The sequence below is a fragment of the Caballeronia udeis genome (assembly GCF_001544555.2).
Taxonomy (GTDB): Bacteria; Pseudomonadota; Gammaproteobacteria; order Burkholderiales; family Burkholderiaceae; genus Caballeronia; species Caballeronia udeis.
This window is the reverse complement of sequence record NZ_FCOK02000037.1, coordinates 34,953-54,526: the sequence shown is the minus strand read 5'-3', so window position 1 is coordinate 54,526 and position 19,574 is coordinate 34,953. Positions and strand designations below refer to the sequence as shown.

Annotated in this window: 16 protein-coding genes and 1 tRNA gene; 4 read left to right on the top strand and 13 right to left on the bottom strand. The window is 61.3% G+C overall.

Annotated elements, in window-relative coordinates; all coding sequences use genetic code 11:
- Positions 1 to 81: 81 nt before the first annotated feature.
- The 7 genes from kdgD to fdxA all read right to left on the bottom strand — a co-directional run bounded on the left by kdgD (position 82) and on the right by fdxA (position 5,428).
- Complete coding sequence (gene kdgD / locus AWB69_RS24315) at positions 82 to 999, bottom strand: 5-dehydro-4-deoxyglucarate dehydratase (RefSeq protein WP_062089376.1); 918 nt, start codon at positions 997 to 999, stop codon at positions 82 to 84.
- Positions 1,000 to 1,051: 52 nt separating this feature from the next.
- On the bottom strand, positions 1,052 to 2,401 hold the full coding sequence (gudD, locus tag AWB69_RS24310) for a glucarate dehydratase (RefSeq protein ID WP_062089375.1): 1,350 nt from the start codon (positions 2,399 to 2,401) through the stop codon (positions 1,052 to 1,054).
- A gap of 480 nt (positions 2,402 to 2,881) precedes the next feature.
- Positions 2,882 to 3,625 carry a FadR/GntR family transcriptional regulator gene (locus AWB69_RS24305; RefSeq protein ID WP_062089374.1) on the bottom strand — a complete coding sequence of 248 codons (744 nt, stop codon included), beginning with the start codon at positions 3,623 to 3,625 and terminating at the stop codon, positions 2,882 to 2,884.
- A gap of 293 nt (positions 3,626 to 3,918) precedes the next feature.
- On the bottom strand, positions 3,919 to 4,311 hold the full coding sequence (locus AWB69_RS24300; protein WP_062089373.1) for a type II toxin-antitoxin system VapC family toxin: 393 nt from the start codon (positions 4,309 to 4,311) through the stop codon (positions 3,919 to 3,921).
- Positions 4,308 to 4,550, bottom strand: coding sequence for an antitoxin (locus AWB69_RS24295; protein ID WP_062089372.1), 243 nt, complete (start codon positions 4,548 to 4,550; stop codon positions 4,308 to 4,310). Before AWB69_RS24295 ends, AWB69_RS24300 begins: the two co-directional genes overlap by 4 nt.
- A gap of 345 nt (positions 4,551 to 4,895) precedes the next feature.
- Positions 4,896 to 4,971 (bottom strand) — tRNA-Asn (locus AWB69_RS24290).
- Between the two features lie 133 nt (positions 4,972 to 5,104).
- A complete protein-coding gene (fdxA, locus tag AWB69_RS24285; RefSeq protein WP_062089371.1) occupies positions 5,105 to 5,428 on the bottom strand; it encodes a ferredoxin FdxA in 324 nt (107 codons plus the stop codon).
- A gap of 417 nt (positions 5,429 to 5,845) precedes the next feature.
- Here fdxA and pncB point away from each other — a divergent pair, with 417 nt between their 5' ends.
- The 4 genes from pncB to AWB69_RS24265 all read left to right on the top strand — a co-directional run bounded on the left by pncB (position 5,846) and on the right by AWB69_RS24265 (position 11,135).
- Positions 5,846 to 7,036, top strand: a complete 1,191-nt coding sequence (gene pncB / locus AWB69_RS24280) for a nicotinate phosphoribosyltransferase (protein ID WP_062089370.1) — start codon at positions 5,846 to 5,848, stop codon at positions 7,034 to 7,036.
- Positions 7,037 to 7,266: 230 nt separating this feature from the next.
- Positions 7,267 to 8,658 carry a sodium:proton antiporter gene (locus AWB69_RS24275; RefSeq protein ID WP_062089369.1) on the top strand — a complete coding sequence of 464 codons (1,392 nt, stop codon included), beginning with the start codon at positions 7,267 to 7,269 and terminating at the stop codon, positions 8,656 to 8,658.
- Positions 8,659 to 8,667: 9 nt separating this feature from the next.
- Entirely contained in the window at positions 8,668 to 9,648 is a 981-nt protein-coding gene (locus AWB69_RS24270) for a 2-hydroxyacid dehydrogenase (RefSeq protein ID WP_062089368.1), read from the top strand.
- Between the two features lie 2 nt (positions 9,649 to 9,650).
- Positions 9,651 to 11,135 carry a DNA recombination protein RmuC gene (locus AWB69_RS24265; RefSeq protein WP_062890658.1) on the top strand — a complete coding sequence of 495 codons (1,485 nt, stop codon included), beginning with the start codon at positions 9,651 to 9,653 and terminating at the stop codon, positions 11,133 to 11,135.
- Here AWB69_RS24265 and AWB69_RS24260 read toward each other — a convergent pair.
- From AWB69_RS24260 to AWB69_RS24235, 6 genes are all read right to left on the bottom strand, one after another.
- Positions 11,132 to 11,626, bottom strand: a complete 495-nt coding sequence (locus AWB69_RS24260; RefSeq protein WP_407923056.1) for a GNAT family N-acetyltransferase — start codon at positions 11,624 to 11,626, stop codon at positions 11,132 to 11,134. The genes AWB69_RS24265 and AWB69_RS24260 overlap by 4 nt on opposite strands.
- Positions 11,623 to 11,898: a hypothetical protein gene (locus tag AWB69_RS24255; RefSeq protein WP_031363462.1), complete on the bottom strand. Its 276-nt coding sequence runs from the start codon at positions 11,896 to 11,898 to the stop codon at positions 11,623 to 11,625. The genes AWB69_RS24260 and AWB69_RS24255 overlap by 4 nt, the downstream gene beginning before the upstream one ends.
- Before the next feature lie 133 nt (positions 11,899 to 12,031).
- Entirely contained in the window at positions 12,032 to 13,366 is a 1,335-nt protein-coding gene (gene moeA / locus AWB69_RS24250) for a molybdopterin molybdotransferase MoeA (RefSeq protein ID WP_062089366.1), read from the bottom strand.
- Between the two features lie 160 nt (positions 13,367 to 13,526).
- Positions 13,527 to 14,168 carry a molybdenum cofactor guanylyltransferase MobA gene (mobA, locus tag AWB69_RS24245; RefSeq protein WP_062089365.1) on the bottom strand — a complete coding sequence of 214 codons (642 nt, stop codon included), beginning with the start codon at positions 14,166 to 14,168 and terminating at the stop codon, positions 13,527 to 13,529.
- A gap of 1 nt (position 14,169) precedes the next feature.
- Positions 14,170 to 15,279 (bottom strand): GTP 3',8-cyclase MoaA, encoded by a 1,110-nt coding sequence (moaA, locus tag AWB69_RS24240; protein ID WP_062089364.1) that lies wholly within the window; start codon positions 15,277 to 15,279, stop codon positions 14,170 to 14,172.
- A gap of 184 nt (positions 15,280 to 15,463) precedes the next feature.
- The gene (locus AWB69_RS24235) at positions 15,464 to 18,904 is read right to left on the bottom strand and encodes an Rne/Rng family ribonuclease (protein ID WP_062089363.1); all 3,441 of its coding nucleotides are present in this window, start codon (positions 18,902 to 18,904) and stop codon (positions 15,464 to 15,466) included.
- Between the last annotated feature and the right edge of the window lie 670 nt (positions 18,905 to 19,574).

The window sequence follows — 19,574 nt, the reverse complement described above, 5'->3', positions numbered from 1 at the left end:
GAGCGCGTTTTTATGCTTAGTGCCAAGTGCAAGAAAGCCGTTCCAACTCGCTTTGGAACGGCTTTTTAACTAGCGCGGGTCTTATTGAGCGCCGAGCTTCTTGATCAGCACGTCGAGTTGCGCCATTTCGTCTTCGGTCAGATCGGTCAGCGGTGCGCGCACAGGACCGGCGCTGCGGCCAATCAGCTTCGCCCCCGCCTTCACGATACTCACCGCATAACCCGCTCGGCGGTTGCGAATAGCCAGGTACGGCATGAAGAACTCGTCGAGCAGACGGCCAGTGGTCGCGTGATCCTGCGAGGTCACCGCACGATAAAACTCCATCGCAGTCTTCGGAATGAAGTTGAACACCGCCGACGAATACACCGGCACGCCCAGCGCCTTATACGCTTCGGCATAAACCTCGGCTGTCGGCAAGCCACCGAGGTACGAAAACCGGTCGCCCAGACGGCGACGGATCGTCACCATGTTTTCAATCTCGCCCACGCCGTCCTTGAAGCCGATCAGGTTCGGGCAGGTATCGGCGAGCCGTTCGAGCATGTCGGCGTTGAGCTTCGAATTGGCGCGGTTATACACGATCACGCCAATGTTCTTCACCGCCTTGCACACCTGTTCGACGTGCGCGGCAATACCTTCCTGGCTGGCTTCGGTAAGGTAGTGCGGCATCAGCAGGATACCGTTTGCTCCAAGCCGTTCGGCCTCCTGTGCATAAGCTATCGCAACCCGCGTCGCGCCGCCCGCACCGGCGAGAATCGGCACCTTGCCCTTGCAGGTTTCGGTCGCCGTGCGAATCACGTCTGAATATTCGCTGTGCGTCAGCGAGAAAAATTCACCCGTGCCACCGGCTGCGAACAACGCTGTCGCGCCATAGGGCGCAAGCCACTCGAGACGTTCGGCATAGGTGTCGGCGCGAAAGTCGCCTTGTTCGTCGAAGTCGGTCAGCGGAAAGGACAGCAGCCCTTCGGAAACGATTTGCTTGAGCTCTTGAGGTGTCGTCATGGTTGGTCGTGAATTGGTTTTGGGTGAGTCTTTGCGCGGGTCGTTATAGAAATCAGCGCACCAGGCACGGGCGCTTGTTGTCGAAGGTCCAGTTCGGAATCAGGTACTGCATTGCGATGGCGTCATCGCGGGCGCCGAGACCGTGTTCCTGATACAGCGCGTGGGCTTTCTCGAGCTCGTCCATATCGATATCCACGCCCAGTCCCGGCCGCGCCGGCACCTTCACCTTGCCGCCCACAATCTGCAACGGTTCGCGCGTGAGACGCTGGCCGTCCTGCCAGATCCAGTGGGTGTCGATAGCGGTGATCTTGCCGGGCGCCGCCGCCGCGACGTGCGTGAACATGGCGAGCGAAATGTCGAAGTGATTGTTCGAGTGCGAACCCCACGTCAGGCCCCACTCGTTGCACATTTGCGCGACGCGCACCGAGCCTTGCATCGTCCAGAAATGCGGATCGGCGAGGGGAATATCCACTGATTGCAACTGGATCGCGTGGCCCATCTGGCGCCAGTCGGTTGCGATCATGTTGGTCGCAGTCGGCAAACCCGTTGCGCGGCGGAATTCAGCCATCACCTCGCGCCCGGAATAACCGTTTTCGGCACCGCACGGGTCCTCGGCGTAAGCGAGTACGTGATGCTGGTCACGGCACAGGCGCACGGCTTCGGACAGCGACCATGCGCCGTTCGGGTCGAGCGTCACGCGGGCTTTGGGGAAACGTTCGGCGAGCGCCGTGACCGCTTCTATTTCCGCGTCTCCCGACAGCACGCCGCCCTTGAGCTTGAAGTCGTTGAAGCCGTAGCGCGCGTGCGCTGCTTCCGCCAGCCGCACGACGGCTTCGGGCGTCATCGCTTCTTCGTGGCGCACGCGGGTCCAGTCGTCGGTCGCGTCCGCCCCGGCGGAATAGGGCAGGTCGGTCTTGTTTCTATCGCCGACATAAAACAGGTAGCCGAGCATTTCCACTTCATCGCGTTGCTGGCCTTCGCCCAGCAGCGCTGCAACGGGCACGCCCAGATGCTGGCCGAGCAAGTCGAGCAACGCGGCTTCGAGACCCGTCACGGCATGAATGGTCGTGCGCAGGTCGAAGGTTTGCGTGCCGCGTCCGCCTGCATCGCGATCCGCGAATTGCTTGCGCGTGGTGTTGAGCACGGCGTGCAGATTGCCGACCGACTGCCCGACGACGAGTGGTCGTGCGTCATCGATCGTCTTGCGGATGCTCTCGCCGCCCGGTACCTCCCCCACGCCCGTGTGCCCCGCGCTGTCACGCAGGATCACAACGTTGCGAGTGAAGAACGGGCCGTGTGCGCCGCTCAGGTTCAGCAACATGCTGTCGCGGCCGGCAACCGGAACCACGCGCAGTTCGATGACGGTGGGCGTGGCGTTTGAAGCGGTTGAGTTCGTGGACATGGACGTGGTCAGTGTGCGTTGATCGGGGCGGTACGCATGGGTGAGTAGGGCTCGCTTGGACGACGTGGGTCGAATTCGGTCCGGCAGCGTGTTCGGGTTGGCCGATCAACCGGTCCTTCGCGAAAAATCCTATAACGGCTGCAGTGGTCGACGCGATCCGCGGCTGGTTATTTCGCAATTTTCAATCTGTGATATGTTGTCTGATGACATTTTACGGGTTGTGCAGATGACGTCAACATGGGTGTTAACCCGAAATTGCGCCATGATAAAGATGATTCGGTCTATTCTTACAATGTTTTGCATCGAAAGGAATATGAATTAAAGTACGACGTCAGACAAGATAATCGATATCGTGGAAGTCACCGGCGGATGGTCGGGGGGCTGCCAATGTTGCTGCAGGTGCCCAGCGGCGCGATCGATGTGTCGGCGCGAGTATTTCGTGCGGCCCATGCCAGCCAGGCTGGCGACAATCGAGCGTGTTCAGCCCGTTGCTTCGCTCGACTGATTCGCGCGCCGCAACCGTTCCCGGCTATTCGATAAATGCATGCGCATGGCCGCGCGCGCGCTTTCGGCGTCGCGTCGTGTGATGGCTTCCAGAATGCTCTCGTGTTCGAGATTGACGAGCGAGACGTACGCTTTCGGGTCAGCCTTCGCTATCCCTGCTGAATCGATGCGGTTGCGCGGGATCAGCGCAGTGCCCATCTGCGTCAGGATATCGACGAAATAGCGGTTTCCGGTCGCCCGCGCGAGTGCGATGTGAAACTGGAGATCGGCCGCGACGCTGTCGCTGCCGTTACGGCTGGTGGCTTCTATCGCGTCGAGCGCCGCACGCATGCGCACGAGATCTTCCGGCTGGGCGCGTTGCGCTGCCAGCCCGGCGCATTCGGTTTCCAGGCTGATGCGCAGCTCAAGCACGGACAGCACGTCACGCAGCGTGGTGGCCGGCACCATGTCGATGCCCAGTTTCTCGCGGCGCGGTTCCAGCACGAAACTGCCGATTCCATGACGTGTTTCGATGACCTCGTTGGCCTGCAGGCGAGAAATGCCTTCACGCACGACGGTGCGGCTCACGCCGAGCGTCAGCATGAGTTTCGCTTCGGTGGGCAGTTTGTCGCCCGGCTTCAACGCCGCGGACTCGATCTGTTCGATCACGTAATCGAACACGCTCTCCGCCAGATTACGGGCGCGTCGGGGTGTGACGACGGATGTGAGGGGTTCAGCCATCAGAAACGCTCCTTGGGTCAGCCGTTTGGCGATGCCGTAGTTTGAAGAGGGGCTGGATCACTAGATTATACCGTTGTCTGACGACTCTCAATTTTAAAGATTGGAGGGCGGGTGGGTTGTTCGGGTTCTGCTGAAGATGGGCGGCGTGAAGAAGGGCATCGGGCAGCGTCTACGGCGGGTCTTGCTGTGCGCGGCGGCAGCGGGTTGAGAGCTATGTCGGTTGGGTATCGACAGGGCGCGGATGAGGGATGGGTCAATCACGTGGCCTTGTTCCGTCGGCGCTTTGGTGGCGATCAGCTTTCCCAGTCCTCGACGCTCAGCCCGGACACGCGTTGAAACTCGCGAACATTGTGCGTCACGAGCGTGAGCGATCTCGCCAGAGCCTGTCCCGCAATCAGGACATCGTAGGGTCCGATGGGTGCTCCTGCCGAAGCGAGTTGCGCGCGCACTTCGCCAGCGCGGCGAGCGTCTTCCGGGGCGAAGTCGAGAATCTCGAATTGCAGCGCTTCCACGCGCCTGAGGTTGTCGGCTGCACGCAGGCTCTTGTAAGCGCCGAAATAGAGCTCATGAGCGACGATCGACGGCATGGCGAAATCTCGTGGCTGGTGCTGGCGCAGCCGCGTCAAAAAACCGGTATTCCCTTTCATCAAGGCGATAACGGCATTCGTGTCGAGCAAATAATTCACTTAAAGAAGTCCAGGTCCGGGCGGTCCTGTTCCGGCAGCTTTTCCTGTGCGGCTCGAGAGAAATCGTCATCGACTGGACCGACAACCGAATCCAGCCACGCCCAATCGCTCGCGATCGGCTCCAGAATGATGGCACGGCCGTGGCGGCGAACGCGCACTTCTTCGGCATCCAGCCGGAATTCCTTCGGCAGGCGCACCGCCTGGGATCGGCCGGACCAAAAAACCTTTGCAGTATCCATATGCGCCTCACTAAATGATATATAGCAAAAGTATATACCATTTTGTAGTGGCCTGATGTGGGAAGCGTGACTGCTTCCCGATACTTCGGCCGCGGGCGCTGACGACCGTGCATTCCCGGGGCGATCGGGTTGCGCAATATCGTTAGCAGTCCATGAAAAGTCTGGTCGAGAGGCGTTGAGGTCCGAGCCACCCTTATTTGCCCCTGTGATAAACCGAGTTGAGCGACCTTCAGGGAAGGCGTGGAGGTCGTGCAGGGCATCAGCGCGTATTGATCGCTTGATTTGAGCGTCCGGAAATGCAAAAAGCCCAATCTTTCGATTGGGCTTTTTGGCCTGAAACTTTTTTGGCTCCTCGACCTGGGCTCGAACCAGGGACCTACGGATTAACAGTCCGGCGCTCTACCAACTGAGCTATCGAGGAACATCTGCAGCAGAGAAACAAAATTATATGGAGGGGAATCTAGCCTGTCAACACCCTGCGTTCATCTCAATTCAAAAAGTCACAAACGAGCGGGGCATTACGAAGAATGCGACGACATGCGACCACTTGGGCCTTACCGCACCAGCAGTTCAAGCTTCTCTTTCACGTCCTTGAAATCGTCGGCTTCGGGCAGCGGCGCCTTGGTCTTGGTAATACTCGGCCAGCCGCGCGACAGTTCGGCGTTCAGCTCAATGAAGTGCTGCTGATCACCAGGAACATCTTCTTCGGCATAGATTGCATTGACCGGGCATTCGGCCACACAAACGGCGCAGTCGATGCACTCGTCGGGATCGATCGAGAGGAAATTGGGACCTTCGCGGAAGCAATCCACCGGGCACACGTCCACGCAATCGGTATAGCGGCACTTGATGCAGCTTTCGGTCACAACGTGAGTCATTCAGGCTCCTGCATACGGAATTCGTGGGGCGACGGCGAGGGCGACATGAACGTCGGGTTTGACCAGTGGGACCTGGTGTCTCTTACCGAGCGTCTTTATCCGGGCTGTACAGCCGGACTGTGCACGATCTGCGCGCCAAAACCGATATTGTAGCGTACCGGTATATTTGAGCGCGACCCCCATCCCTCAGGCCTTATATCGTTTAGTGATTTGTTTATGGACCTCCGCAGGGGCGGGGTGCGGCGTGTTTCGGCCAAGGGCGGGGGCGGCGCTCCGGGCGGACACTTCGGGTAACATGCACTGGAGGCCGCCGGGGGCAACGCATAGAGTGCGTTGGGGCGTGCCGGGTCCGTTTGCGGTTCTACCCGCGCGCTTGTCCGCGGCTTTACCCGTTTTCCTAGCTGTTCGTCTGGAACCATGATTATCCATTCGCTGCTCGATACCGATCTCTACAAGTTCACGATGATGCAGGTCGTGCTGCATCACTTCCCGGCGGCACACGCGGAATACAAGTTCCGTTGCCGTACGCCGGACGTCGATCTCGTGCCGTATATAGATGAAATACGCGACGAAGTGCGCCAGCTCTGCCATTTGCGCTTCAAGGAGGACGAGCTCGAATACCTTCGCCGGATGCGCTTCATCAAGAGCGATTTCATTGACTTCCTCGCGCTATTTCAACTCAACGAAAAGGCCATCACGATCAAGCCGTCCGCCAAGCAGAATGGCGAGATCGACATTGATATCATTGGCCCCTGGCTGCATACCATCCTCTTCGAAATCCCGATCCTCGCGATTGTCAACGAGGTCTATTTCCGCAACACGCAACGCGACCCGACCTTCGATGTTGGCCGCGACCGCCTGCGCGACAAGATCCAGTTGCTCGGCGGCCGACCCGAAGTCTCCGACTGCAAGATTGCCGACTACGGCACCCGCCGGCGTTTCTCCAAGCAGTGGCATGAGGAGGTCATCCTCAAGCTGAAGGAGGGCCTGGACGAGCAGTTCACGGGCACGAGCAATGTCTACTACGCCATGAAGCACGGCTTGCGTCCGCTCGGCACCATGGCGCATGAATATCTGCAGGCTTGCCAGGCGCTCGGCCCCCGGCTGCGCGATTCGCAGGTCTTCGGCTTCGAGATGTGGGCGAAGGAGTACCGGGGCGACCTGGGTATTGCGCTCTCCGACGTCTATGGCATGAAGGCGTTCCTGAACGACTTCGACATGTACTTCTGCAAACTCTTCGACGGCGCCCGCCACGACTCCGGCGACCCGTTCGACTGGGGCGAGCGCCTGATCCGCCACTACGAGCAGAACCGTTGCGACCCGCGTACCAAGGTGCTCGTGTTCTCGGATGCACTTGACATTCCGAAGGTCCTGCGCCTCTACGAACGTTTCCGCGGCCGCTGTCAGCTTGCTTTTGGCGTGGGCACCAACCTGACCAACGACCTTGGCTATCAGCCGCTGCAGATCGTGATCAAGATGGTTCGCTGCAACGGCCAGCCCGTGGCCAAACTCTCCGATTCCCCCGGCAAGAACATGTGCGACGACCAGGCTTACCTTGCCTACCTGCGCCAGGTGTTCGACATCGCCAAACCCGTGGAAGAACAGTAACCCGCGCAGGCGTTTTTGAGGGGCGGTGCTGTCCGCGTTAGCCGTTCGGTCAGGGTTAGTCGAGCCGGAGCGCTCGTTATAATCAAGTCCTTGATCGACGCACAGGCCTACGAGGACAGCATCATGAATACATCGGCCGCACGCCGGAACTCAAGAGAGCAGGGCTTGAGGCCGCATGCTCCGGCTCCAGCCGCAACCGGTGCTGCTCCCGCATGAGCACATCCGTGACTATGCGACGTTCATGGCAAGGCCTGGCGCTTCTCTTATTGCCGTTGACCGCGTCTGCGGCATCGCTTGATGGCGCCACGCTGTCTCCGCTGTGGGCACTTCCGTTCGCCGGGATCCTGTTATCCATCGCGATTGTTCCGCTGATTGCGCCGCATGCGTGGCATGCTCACTTCGGCAAGATATCGGCGGCCTGGGCGCTTGTGTTCCTGGTCCCTTTTGCACTCCGTTTTGGTACGCAGGCTGCATTCGCCACCTTCGTGCACGCCATGCTGGAAGAGTATGTGCCGTTCATCATCCTGCTCACGGCGCTGTTCACTGTCGCGGGCGGAATTTGCCTGCATGGCGACCTGCATGGGTCCCCGCGCCTGAATACGGGACTGCTCGCGCTCGGCACGGTGCTCGCCAGCATCATGGGGACAACGGGCGCAGCCATGCTGCTGATTCGCCCATTGCTGCGCGCCAATGAACATTGCCGGCACGTTGTGCATCGCGTGGTGTTCTTCATTTTTCTTGTGGCCAATGCCGGAGGTTCGCTCTCGCCGCTTGGGGATCCGCCGCTGTTCCTGGGCTTCCTGAATGGCGTGAGCTTTTTCTGGACCACGGTGCATCTCGCCGCGCCAACGCTCTTCATCTGCGTGGTTTTGCTGGCGCTCTTCTACGTCCTCGACCGCTATTACTTCGCCAAGGAAGAGGTGGTGCATCGGAGTGAGGTGAAAACGCCGTTGCGTGTCGAAGGCAAGATCAATTTCGTTTTGCTCGCGGCGGTGGTCGCGCTCGTGCTGATGAGCGGCTTGTGGAAACCGGGCATTGAGTTCGATGTATTCGGCACGCACGTCGGGTTGCAGAATGTCGTGCGCGATGCGCTGCTTGTCGTGGTGACGCTCTTGTCGCTAATCCTCACGCCGAAAAGCGCGCGCGCGGGCAACGCGTTCAACTGGGCGCCTATTGAAGAAGTCGCGAAGTTGTTCGCCGCCATCTTCGTCACCATCGCGCCCGTGATCATGATCCTGCGCGCGGGAGCTGACGGCGCGTTCGCCGGCATCGTGCACATGGTGACCGATTCAAGCGGCAAGCCTATCGACATTGCGTATTTCTGGGCGACGGGACTGCTGTCGTCGTTCCTCGACAACGCGCCGACTTATCTCGTGTTTTTCAACCTTGCCGGCGGCGATGCACCCACGTTGATGACGACCGGCGCCAGCACGCTCGCCGCTATCTCGGCGGGCGCCGTGTTCATGGGTGCGAACAGCTATATCGGCAACGCGCCCAACTTCATGGTCAAGGCGATTGCCGAATCGCGCGGCATTGTCATGCCCGGATTCTTTGCGTACGTCGGCTGGTCGACAGTCATTTTGCTGCCCTTGTTCCTACTTACTGGATGGTTGTTCTTTTAGGAGAAGTCTATGAAAAAAGTGCTGGTTGCCCGTCCCATCTTCCCGGACGTGATCGACCGCCTCCGGCAGTATTTCGAAGTCGATGCCAATCCGGGCGCACCGCTGGCCGCCGACGAATTCGCGCGCCGCATGGCCGATCGCGACGGCGCGTTGCTGGCCGGCGATCCCGTCACGGCGAAGGTACTTGAAGGCGCGCCGAATCTGAAGGTGGTGTCGAACATGGCGGTTGGCTACAACAACTTCGACATGCAGGCGTTGAACGCGCACGGCGTGCTCGGCACCAACACGCCGGACGTATTGAACGAAAGCACGGCGGACTTCGGCTGGGCGCTGATGATGGCGGCCGCACGCCGAATTGCTGAATCCGAACACTTCCTGCGCGCGGGCAAGTGGGGTACATGGTCCTACGACGCTTTTCTCGGTACTGACGTGTGCGGCGCCACGCTCGGCGTGCTTGGCATGGGGCGCATCGGCCAGGCGCTTGCCCGGCGTGCGCGCGGATTCAACATGCGCGTGATTTATCACAACCGTTCGCGCGTCGCGCCGGAGATCGAGGCGGAACTGAATGCCGAGTATGTGTCGAAGGCGGACTTGCTCAAGCGTGCAGACCACCTCGTGCTGGTGCTCCCGTATACCGCCGAGAATCGCCACACCATCGGAGCGGCTGAACTGGCAAGCATGAAACCTACGGCTACGCTGACCAACATCGCACGGGGCGGAATTGTTGACGACGCCGCGCTGATCCAGGCCTTGCGCAACAAGACCATCGCAGCGGCGGGGCTTGACGTGTTCGAAGGCGAGCCGAATTTCAATCGCGATTTCCTCACCGTGCCGAACGTGGTGCTGACGCCGCATATTGCGAGCGCGACCGAATCCACGCGCCGCGCCATGGCCAATCTCGCGGCCGACAACCTGATTGCCGCGCTGGGCGAAGGTCCGCGCGCAGGCAATCCGCCGAACCCGATCAATCCGGAAGTCCTGAAGAAATGACCATGTTGTTGCTGTTGAGCGTGGGTGTCGCTGTCCTCGCGATCGCGCTGGTGATCGCGTTGATGCTGTTGTTGCGGCCGAAGCGCGAGACAGATGTCGAGGAGCAGTTCGAGGCGCTGGCCGATCGGATCATCGACATGGGCGAGGCCCACGCGCGCGCCCAGGAGCGGCTCGAACGCAACGTGCGTGGCGAAGTGACAGAAACCTCGCGTGCGTCGCGTACCGAGGCGGGCACTGCGTTCGCTCAGTTCCAGCAGACACTCGCGACGCAACTCGCGAGCATGGCGAACGTCCAGAACACACAGCTTGAAGCGTTCTCCCGTCAACTGGTCACGTTGACGGAAAGCAACGTGCAGCAGAGCCAGCACGCACGCGACGAACAAAGCCAGGCGTTGAAGCGTTTCGGCGATGCACTCACGCTGCAGCTCGCGCAGATGTCCGAATCGAATGACCGTCGTCTGAGCGAAGTGCGCGCAACGCTCGAAGCGCGGCTGAAGGATATCGAAGCGAACAACGCGGCGAAGCTCGAAGAAATGCGCCGTACCGTCGATGAAAAGCTGCATGCCACGCTGGAACAACGGCTTGGCGAATCGTTCAAGCTGGTTTCGGACAGGCTGGAGCAGGTGCATCGCGGACTGGGCGAGATGCAGACCCTGGCGGCGGGTGTCGGGGACTTGAAGAAGGTGCTGACCAACGTCAAGACGCGTGGGACGTGGGGCGAAGTGCAGCTTGAATCGCTGCTGGAGCAGTTGCTCACGCCTGAGCAGTACGCGAAGAATGTGGCAACCATCCCGAAGAGCAACGACCGTGTGGAGTTCGCGATCAAGCTGCCAGGCCGTCACGATGCGCCCGGCCAGAGCGGCGCGAATGGAGTGGCTACGCCGGTATGGCTGCCTATCGACGCCAAGTTTCCGCGTGAGGACTACGAGCGGTTGATTGATGCGCAGGATCGCGCTGACGTTGTAGCGGTCGAGGAAGCGTCACGGGCGCTGGAAAGCCGCATTCGTGCGGAGGCGAAGGCTATCGCACAGAAGTACGTTGCGCCTCCGCATACCACGGACTTCGCGCTGTTGTTCCTGCCGACCGAAGGCCTGTATGCGGAAATCCTGCGCCGTCCGGGGCTGACGGATTTTCTGCAGCGGGAATACCGGGTGAGCGTGACGGGTCCGACCACGTTGACCGCGCTGCTGAACAGCCTGCAGATGGGTTTCAGGACCTTGGCAATCGAGCAGCGCTCCAGTGAAGTCTGGCAAGTGCTCGGCGCGGTGAAAACGGAGTTCAGGAAGTTTGGCGAAGTGCTGTCGAAGACGCGGTCACAGCTCGAAGCGGTGACACGTTCCATTGAATCGGCGGAAACGCGTACGCGCCAGATGAGCAAGAAACTGCGTGACGTGGAAGCGTTGCCGGGCGAGCAGGTGGCCAACCTGCTCGGGGACGAACGCGAAGAACCTGCAGAACGCGACGAGCCCGGCGCGGATCTGCCTTAGTCTGCAGCAGCAGGCGAGGCCAGCGTAGCCAGTGCGTCACCGGTAATGCGCACGATGCGCCAGTCGGGCAACACGGTTGCCCCCATCTTCTCGTAGAAGCCGATTGCGTTTTGATTCCAGTCGAGCACGGTCCACTCGAAGCGGCCGCACTGGCGTTCCACCGCCAGCGCCGCAAGCGCACGCAGCATCTTCGTGCCGAGTCCGCTGCCGCGAGTGGCCGGCTTCACGTACAGGTCTTCGAGAAACAAGCCGCGCTTGCCGAGGAAGGTCGAGTAATTTTGGAAGAACAGCGCATAGCCCACTATGTGCCCGTTCTCTTCGGCCACCAGCGCCTCGGCGGACGGCCGCGCGCCGAACAGGGCGTCATGCACGCCGGTCTCGGTGGCGATGAACATATGCATGAGCTTTTCAAACTCGGCCAGCTCGATCATCAAGCCAAAGATAGCGCCGGCATCGGCGGGTGCTGCGGGTCGGATTTGAGTGCTCATCATGCCTCTTCCGGTGCGTCGGACAAGACGATCTCAATGCCGCCGAACCGCGACGCCACCCAGTTGTATGCGTGACATGCGATCCACAGCAAGATGAAGCCGAGGATTGCGTTGAGCAGCAGCGCGCTTGTCACGGTGCTCAGTTCGACCGAGCCGTATCGGAAGAAAGCGACCAGTACCCCCAGCAGCACAATGGGCACGCTGAAGGTGAGGTACACGAGAATCAGCGCTTTGGCGGTTTGTCCCGGCGCGATGAACGAAATCTGTTTTTTCATGAAGGAAAAGCCCTGTCAGTCATAGTGCAATGCATTCGAACCATCCGTTTCAGCCGCTCAGGTGATGACGGCGCGGCGGTCCAGGTTCTTGAGGTTCAGGTTCTTGAAGCAGGTTGTCGAGAAGCCTTTGAAACTAGATCAGGCCGTCGAATGGCAGGATATCCACGCTGTCTCCCGCATCGATATTTCCTGCGTCGTGCTTCAGGACAATGAAGCAATTGGCTTCGCTCATTGAACTCAGCACCCCCGAGCCTTGCGGCCCGGTTGTCACCACATGCCAGTGCCCCGCGGTATCGCGGTGTGCAATGCCGCGTTGAAACTCCGTGCGCCCGGCGCGTTTGCTGATTGGCTGCGTACTTCTCGCCGATATCAACGGCACAGCATGCGGCGTCGCACCCGACATGGCGAGCAGCGCCTCGCGCACGATGAAATAAAACGTCGCCATCACCGCGACCGGATTGCCCGGCAAGCCAAAGAACAAGGCCGACTCGCCTTCCCCCGGACGCTTGCCCGACCACAGGCGGCCAAACGCGAGCGGCCTGCCGGGACGCATCGCGATCTTCCAGAACGCCACGTCGCCGAGTGCGTTCATCAGGTCACGCGTGAAATCAGCGTCGCCTACCGACACACCGCCCGAACTGATCACCACATCGGCATCTTGCGTGGCCTGTCGCAACGCTCGTTCAAGCGATGCACGATCGTCACGCACGATGCCCAGATCCACCGGTTCCACGTTCATCCGGCGCAGCATCGCGAAAAGGGTATAGCGGTTGCTATCGTAGATGCAACCCGGCGCGAGTGCTTCGCCAACTGAACGCAATTCGTCGCCTGTTGAAAAAAACGCAACCCGCAAGCGCCGTTGCACCGCTACGTTGTCAATACCCAGCGACGCCAGCAAGCCAAGATCCGACGCCCGCACGATACGGCCCTTGCGTAGCGCCGCCTGGCCCTGCGCGAGGTCTTCGCCCGCCAGCCGCCGGTTCGCGCCGCGCACGATGTTCGCGGCGGTGAACGTGACCGTATCTCCGGTGCGCTGCACGAGTTCTTGCGGCACGACGGTGTCGCACCCCGGCGGGATGAGCGCACCGGTCATGATGCGCACGCATTGCGTGGCGAGCGGACGGCCTTCGAATGGCTGTCCGGCGAGCGCGGTACCCGCAAGCGTCAAGCGAAGCGGCGCATCGTCTGGCAGGCCCGATCCATCGGCTCCATCCGCTCCATTCGACAACACCGCGCCGTCGAACGCATAACCGTCCATCGCGGAGTTGTCGTGAGAGGGGACGTTGATCGGTGAAATGACATCTTCAGCCAGCACGCGATCAAGTGCGTCGAACAGGCGCACGCGTTCCACCTCGGCGCGACCGCGCGGCAACGCCCACTGACGCACGATCTCCTGCGCCGCGCTGACAGGCAGCGCGTTCGGATCGTACTCGGCGACGCAGCTCGAAAAGTGCCTGGGTGTGTTCATTGATGGGTGGATCGGAGCGGAGTCGCGACGCAAAGCCCGCGGGCGGACCGGTGAAAAAGGCAGGCGTGTCCAGGATGCTGGCGCAGCCGCTGCATAGCGCGGCACTGACCAAGCCGAGGGCTCACCGCAAACCTGAGCATGGAACGAAACGAACCTGTGCTCAGTCGCGTTCGAGATCGGCTAGCTGCTGCAAATCGTTGACATTGTAAAACGCACGCTCGTTGGCGAAGATCACTTCTACCGCCTTGTGGCGCGCGTACCACGCGCGTACCTTACGCTCGCCGGCACGGATGAACGTGTCGAGATCGTCCGCCAGCGACGCGCGCAGCAACGCGAAAACCGGATGCACGTGGCGCTCGCCGGCGGCATTGACCACTGCTGCCGTCGCGATATCCGCTTGTCCTGCGCTCAAGCCCTCGAATAACCGTTCGGCCAGATGAGGATCGACGAATGGCGCGTCGCAGGGCACGAACAGCACGAATTCAGTTTGCGCCGCGCGCAACGCAGCCGATATTCCTGCAAGCGGGCCCGGAAAATCGGGAAACGCGTCGACAATGACCTTTGCCTGGAACGGCATGCCAAGCTGCGCGTAGATCTCGAGGCTGCGATTTGCGCTGATCAGCATCGCGCCGCATTGCGGCTTGAGCGCCCGCAGCGCATGGAGCGCGAGCGGTTCGAGGTTGAGCGGCTGCAGGCCTTTATCGATACCGCCCATGCGCGATCCGCGCCCACCCGCCAGCACTACGCCGGTAATGTCGAGCTTCGGAAAACGACTGCCGCCCGGGCGAGTCACCTCGGCCATGTCAGCCACCGATATAAGACATTTCGACGCGCGGCGCGTCCGGGTCAGTGGCGGGCAACGCGTTGCTGCCGCGAAGTTGCGAGTAGCGGTCGGTGCGCGCTTCCCAGATCCCGGCGATAGCCGTGGCAATCGTGGCGTCGCTCGCACCGCTACGGATGAGCGCGCGCAAGTCGTGGCCCGACGTGGCGAACAGGCACAAGTACAACTTGCCTTCGGTAGAAAGGCGCGCGCGCGTGCAGGAGCTGCAGAACGCGCGCGTCACGCTTGAAATGACACCGATCTCGCCGCTGCCATCCTCATAACCCCAGCGCTGTGCGGTCTCGGCGTCGTTGTGGGCTTCCAGCGGCCGTAGCGGAAAATGCTCGGCAATCCGGGCGACCACGTCAGCCGACGGCAGCACTTCGCTCATGTTCCAGCCGTTCGAAGCACCCACGTCCATATATTCGATAAAGCGCAGCACCGTGCCGCTGCCTTTGAAATGGCGCGCCATTGGCACGATTTCGGCGTCGTTCGTCCCGCGCTTGACCACCATGTTGACTTTCAGTGGCGCCAGGCCGGCGGCGTGCGCGGCCTCGATGCCTTCGAGCACGTCGGCGACGGCGAAATCCGCGTCGTTCATGCGGCGAAATAACGCGTCGTCGAGTGCATCCAGACTCACCGTCACCCGCGACAACCCCGCGTCTTTCAGCGAGCGCGCCTTGCGGGCGAGGATGGACCCGTTGGTGGTGAGCGTGATGTCGAGCGGGCGACCTTCCGGCGTGCGCAGCAGCGCCAGCCGCTCGATCAGGAATTCGATGTTCTTGCGCAGCAGCGGTTCGCCGCCGGTCAGCCGGATTTTCTCAACGCCGTGGTCGACGAACAGCCGCGCCAGCCGCTCGATTTCCTCGAACGACAGCAGGGCGCTGTGAGGCAGGAATTCGTAGTTTTTATCGAAGACTTCGCGCGGCATGCAGTACACGCAGCGGAAATTGCAACGATCGGTCACCGATATGCGCAGATCGCGCAGCTCACGCGACAGCCGGTCCGTGAGCAGTCCGTGCGGTGTCCTTGCGATGCCGGCAAAATCCGGGATCGCGCTGACATCGGTGACGGGAATGATGCGCCGGGACATGATCGTTTTATTTCTCGCGCAGCGGCGGTGGGGCGGCTGCTATGAAGGTCTAACGACTCATTTTAGCGGAAGGGCGGATTTAAGGCGGCCTGCTGCGCTGTTTTCCCGGTCATTTCTCTACGGCACAATAAAAAAAGCGCCACGGACCGGAGTCACGTGGCGCTTTCCGAAACATCAGACGTATTTAGTGTGCGTCTTTACCCGTTTCGACTTGCTGCATCGGCGCGGTGTCGAGCGGCGGCAGGCGCTTGCGTTCGCGTACCACACGCTTCGGTGCTTCCGCCTGCGCGGCAGCTTCGCGGGCTGCGCGGAGCTTGTCGGCGTCGGTGTTCACCCAAACGAGGCCTGCCGTATCCAGCATCGGCTTGAGCACTTCTTCCTTCAGGGTGACCACAGCGAGCGGAGCAACCGGAGCTGCCGGAGCAACTGGGGCGGACGGAGCAACCGCTACGGGAGCGGGTGCTGCGGGAGCCACGGTTTCCACCGGTTCAAACGTCTTCGCCGGCTCGGGTTCGACCGGCGTAGACACCTCCACCACGACAGGCGCGGGTGATGTTGTGATCGACGCAACCGTCTCCGATGCCTGCGTCGCGGCGACCGGCGCCGTTTCGACCGGTTCAGCGACGTGCACTTCCGGCTGAGCGTGAGCAATGACGGGCTCAGGTTCTGCTGCCTTCGGGGTATCGGCGAAAGGACTTTCGACCTTTTCTTCCGCTACCGTCGGCGCCGGTCCGAACGGGTTTTCGATCGGTCGTGAGACTGGCTTCTCGAAGATGTCCGCTGCAGGTGCTTCAGCTTCAGCAACCGTTGCGCTGGTTTCCTGAGCGGCATGAACTTCCTGTGCTGCATGCGACACGACAAAACCTTCGGCCTCGGCGTGTCTCGCTTCCACCGGCGCTGCTTCCACCGGCGCAACTTGCGCGACACGAACCGGTTCAGGCAACTCCGTCACACTGATCGCGGCGGCTGAAACCGGCTCGACCGTGACTGCGTGTGCGTACTCGGGTGCCTGCACTGCCGGCGCCGTCTCGACCGGCTTGGCCGCAACGGGTGCGAAATCACGGCTGTCATCAGTTTCATTCGACGAATCCGTGTCGAACACACCGGCTTGAGCCCGTTCGCTGTCAGCATTGCCTTCGTTTTCAGCGGTATCGGCGGCCTGATTGGCCGTCACGCCTTCTTCTTCACGATCACGGCGTCCACCACGACGACCGCGACGGCGACGACGACGCTCTTCGCCTTCACGCGCTGCGCTGGCCTGATCGGCCTGCAACGCGTCAGCGCTGCCGTTCTGCTGCGATTCCCCGCCTGACAGGGTGCTTTCCGTGAACTCCGACACCACCGTTTCGCCTTGCGTCAACGCTTCGACGGCGGCTTCCGGCTGTGGCTTGCGGCGTTCGCCCCGTTCCGGACGTTCCCCACGTTCACGGCGTTCACCGCGATCGGCGGCTTCAGCGCGTTCCGGCGTGCGCTCACCACGGTTCTCGCGCGGTTCGCGTGGCTCGCGCACTTCACGCGGCTCGCGGGGTTCACGGCCTTCGCGTGCCTCACGCGGTTCGCGACCTTCGCGTGCTTCACGCGGCTCACGGCCTTCACGACCACCACGCGGCTCACGCGGTTCCCGCGGCTCGCGGGTTTCACGTGCTTCGCGCGGTTCACGCGTTTCCTTCGGTTCCCGTTCCTCGCGGCGCGGGTTTTGACGACCACCTGCCGTGCCCGGTGCGCTTGGCGTAGCGCCGTTAGCGGCAGCAGCGCTATCGCGCGAAGCTGCACCGCCACGACGATTCCGGTTCCGGTCACCACCCTGGCCCGAACGCTCCGGCCGTTCGCCACGTGCCGGACGTACCGGTGCGGGCGCTGCGACGGGCGCAGGAGCCGGTTTCACTTCGGGCTGCACGCCAAACAGATTCTTCAGCCAGCCGATAAACCCACCCGTCGACGCCGCCACCACCGGCGCAGGCGCTGCAACCGGAGTGGCCACCTTCACCGGCGCGCTCGGCGCGGGCGATGTCGGCGTGATGCCCTTGACCATCGCTTCCTGCTTCGGCTTGATTTCTTCGGTGCGCTTGCTGTAACCCGTTTCGGATTCCAGTTCGTGCGCCGCTTCTTCGGCCATCTTCCAGGATGCACGCGGCTCGTCCAGACGCGTGTCGTCGTGACGCAGGCGTTCCAGCTTGTAATGCGGCGTTTCGAGATGCTTGTTCGGGATCAACACGACGTTGACCTTGAAACGCGACTCGATCTTGTTGATTTCCGAACGCTTTTCGTTCAGCAGGAAGGCGGTGACTTCCACCGGCACCTGGCAATGAATTGCCGCGGTGTTTTCCTTCATCGCTTCTTCCTGAATGATCCGCAGCACTTGCAGCGCGGACGATTCGGTATCGCGAATGTGGCCTGTGCCGTTACAACGCGGGCACGTCACATGGCTGCCTTCGGAGAGGGCCGGACGCAGGCGCTGACGCGACAGTTCCATCAAACCGAAGCGCGAAATCTTGCCCATTTGTACACGCGCGCGGTCGTGCTTGAGCGCGTCTTTCAGGCGCTGCTCGACTTCGCGCTGGCTCTTGGCCGACTCCATGTCGATGAAGTCGATCACGATCAAACCGCCCAGGTCGCGCAGGCGCAGCTGGCGCGCGACTTCGTCGGCGGCTTCGAGGTTCGTGCGGGTCGCTGTTTCCTCGATATCCGCGCCCTTCGTCGAGCGGGCCGAGTTCACGTCGATAGCCACCAGCGCTTCCGTGTGGTCGATCACGATCGCGCCGCCCGAGGGCAACGGCACCGTGCGCGAATACGCGGTTTCAATCTGGTGTTCGATCTGGAAACGGGAGAAGAGGGGAACGTCGTCGTGATAGCGCTTAACTTTGCTCAAGTTATCCGGCATCACGATGTCCATGAAGGCGCTGGCCTGGTCATGGATTTCGGTGGTATCGATGAGAATTTCGCCGATATCCGGCTGGAAGTAATCGCGGATTGCGCGGATCACGAGGCTGGATTCGAGATAAATCAGCATCGGCTTGCCGGCCACGCCGCTTTGCGACGCCGCTTCCACCGCGCGCCACAATTGCATCAGGTAATTCAGGTCCCACTGCAGTTCTTCAGCCGAGCGGCCAATCCCTGCCGTACGCGCGATGATGCTCATGCCTTCCGGCAAATCGAGCTGGGCCATCGTTTCGCGCAATTCCTGGCGCTCGTCGCCTTCGATCCGGCGCGATACACCACCGCCACGCGGGTTATTCGGCATCAGGACGAGGTAACGTCCGGCGAGCGAGATAAACGTGGTCAGGGCTGCGCCCTTGTTGCCGCGCTCTTCCTTTTCGACCTGAACGATCAGTTCCTGGCCTTCGCGCAGCGCGTCCTGGATGCGCGCGGAGCGCATGTCGACGCCGTCCTTGAAATACTGGCGGGCGACTTCCTTGAACGGCAGGAAACCGTGGCGGTCTTCGCCGTAGTTCACGAAGCATGCTTCGAGCGAGGGCTCGATGCGGGTAACAACTCCCTTGTAGATATTGCCTTTGCGCTGTTCGCGCCCGGCGGTTTCGATGTCGATATCGATGAGTTTTTGCCCATCGACGATGGCGACGCGCAATTCTTCTTGCTGCGTCGCGTTAAACAGCATGCGTTTCATTGGACGGCTCCAGAGCGGCTCTACCGGCCCCCATCGAGCGAATTCGCGCGGTTGTCAGTCGCGTGAAGCAGGAGGGCGGGCGCGCCGCGCTTTTTTGTGTGTGTTGTCACAAAGCACGCTTGCGCAGGAGTTCTGGCGGGGAGAATTGCCTGGGACGGGCCTGGCCGCCGGCCAGCGACGAAACGCGTCGCGACGGGCAGCAAGCCTTGGGGCACATGCGAACAGACTTCGACACACCGTAAAGCAACGGCTGGCGGCTTAAGCGACACAGCACTGCGGCTCGACGTCCTTCAAACTGCTTGAAGAGCCGGCAGCGCAGCCAGCAGCAGCCGGATGCGCCCTGACACAGTGTCAAACGGGTGGAGGGTCTTCGCGCATAACCCGCGCGTCAAGCAAACCGACCGACGTTTTCCAAACCTGCAGCAGGTTGCCGTTGCGGTTTGCCGGGTGCTCAAAGCGCCCGATAACCGCGTTGGGTGTCTCGTCTTGTTGCGTCCTCCGCCACGCTTCGCCCGTTTCAGCGCAGCTTGCAGCAGAGGCCGTTTTCTTCGCAACGGCCAAGCGACGATGTTCCGTTCACCCTAACCTGATACCCGCGCGATATCTTTTCGATACCTGCCTGATACCCGGGTCACATCCGGAAGAAGCCGGGTTTAAGTCCGGACCTCAT

What these genes read in the sequence shown, in the direction of transcription:
- kdgD (WP_062089376.1), bottom strand. Translation starts at nt 999, where the DNA reads ATGACGACACCTCAAGAGCTCAAGCAAATCGTTTCCGAAGGGCTGCTG.
- gudD (WP_062089375.1), bottom strand. Translation starts at nt 2,401, where the DNA reads ATGTCCACGAACTCAACCGCTTCAAACGCCACGCCCACCGTCATCGAA.
- AWB69_RS24305 (WP_062089374.1), bottom strand. Translation starts at nt 3,625, where the DNA reads ATGGCTGAACCCCTCACATCCGTCGTCACACCCCGACGCGCCCGTAAT.
- AWB69_RS24295 (WP_062089372.1), bottom strand. Translation starts at nt 4,550, where the DNA reads ATGGATACTGCAAAGGTTTTTTGGTCCGGCCGATCCCAGGCGGTGCGC.
- fdxA (WP_062089371.1), bottom strand. Translation starts at nt 5,428, where the DNA reads ATGACTCACGTTGTGACCGAAAGCTGCATCAAGTGCCGCTATACCGAT.
- pncB (WP_062089370.1), top strand. Translation starts at nt 5,846, where the DNA reads ATGATTATCCATTCGCTGCTCGATACCGATCTCTACAAGTTCACGATG.
- AWB69_RS24275 (WP_062089369.1), top strand. Translation starts at nt 7,267, where the DNA reads ATGCGACGTTCATGGCAAGGCCTGGCGCTTCTCTTATTGCCGTTGACC.
- AWB69_RS24270 (WP_062089368.1), top strand. Translation starts at nt 8,668, where the DNA reads ATGAAAAAAGTGCTGGTTGCCCGTCCCATCTTCCCGGACGTGATCGAC.
- AWB69_RS24265 (WP_062890658.1), top strand. Translation starts at nt 9,651, where the DNA reads ATGTTGTTGCTGTTGAGCGTGGGTGTCGCTGTCCTCGCGATCGCGCTG.
- AWB69_RS24260 (WP_407923056.1), bottom strand. Translation starts at nt 11,626, where the DNA reads ATGATGAGCACTCAAATCCGACCCGCAGCACCCGCCGATGCCGGCGCT.
- AWB69_RS24255 (WP_031363462.1), bottom strand. Translation starts at nt 11,898, where the DNA reads ATGAAAAAACAGATTTCGTTCATCGCGCCGGGACAAACCGCCAAAGCG.
- moeA (WP_062089366.1), bottom strand. Translation starts at nt 13,366, where the DNA reads ATGAACACACCCAGGCACTTTTCGAGCTGCGTCGCCGAGTACGATCCG.
- mobA (WP_062089365.1), bottom strand. Translation starts at nt 14,168, where the DNA reads ATGGCCGAGGTGACTCGCCCGGGCGGCAGTCGTTTTCCGAAGCTCGAC.
- moaA (WP_062089364.1), bottom strand. Translation starts at nt 15,279, where the DNA reads ATGTCCCGGCGCATCATTCCCGTCACCGATGTCAGCGCGATCCCGGAT.
- AWB69_RS24235 (WP_062089363.1), bottom strand. Translation starts at nt 18,904, where the DNA reads ATGAAACGCATGCTGTTTAACGCGACGCAGCAAGAAGAATTGCGCGTC.